This is a genomic window from Pseudomonas sivasensis (genome assembly GCF_013778505.1).
Classification (GTDB): Bacteria; Pseudomonadota; Gammaproteobacteria; order Pseudomonadales; family Pseudomonadaceae; genus Aquipseudomonas; species Aquipseudomonas sivasensis.
The window spans coordinates 1-618 of record NZ_JAAOWU010000047.1; the positions used below are offsets into that span (position 1 = coordinate 1).

General features: G+C 59.4%; 1 protein-coding gene. It reads right to left on the bottom strand.

What is annotated here, in order from left to right; all coding sequences use genetic code 11:
- Nucleotides 1–618, bottom strand: a 618-nt coding sequence (locus tag G9Q84_RS30085) for an ATP-binding cassette domain-containing protein (RefSeq protein ID WP_181644545.1), incomplete at both ends; no start/stop codon positions are given.

Below are 618 nucleotides of genomic sequence, written 5' to 3' on the forward strand. Positions count from 1 at the left end.
TCTGCTGATTGCCGCCGGACAGGTACATGATTTTCTGTTGCGCATCCGGGGTTTTGACTTTCATCGCCTTGATTTGCTGGTCGGCGTTGCCTTTCTCCCAGGGCTCGCGCAGCAACCAGCCGAACGAGGAATGGGCACCACGGGCGCTGATATTGATGTTCTCGGCGACGCTGGAAAGCGGAATGATGCCTTCCTTTTTGCGGTCCTCGGGACACAGCAACACACCGGCGGCGATGGCGTCGCGAGGTGAGCGCAGTTGCAGGTTTTCACCGCACAATTGCAGGCTGCCAGCGCTGCTGCGTTCCAACCCGCTGAGCAAACGAAACAGCTCCGTGCGCCCTGCCCCGACCAACCCGAACAAGCCAAGAATCTCGCCTTTGCGCACGTCGAAACTGATCGGCTCACGCAGGCCAGGCCCCAGCAACCCGTCGACCTTGAGTGCGACCTCGCCATGCTCTCGCGGGCGGTAGTCGTAAATATCCTGAATGTCGCGACCGACCATGCAGGTCACCAACTGGTCGTGGCTGAGCGCACTCATATCATCAAAGGTGCGCACGTAACGCCCGTCTTTGAACACCGTCACGGCATTGCAAATCCGGAACACCTCTTCCATGCGGT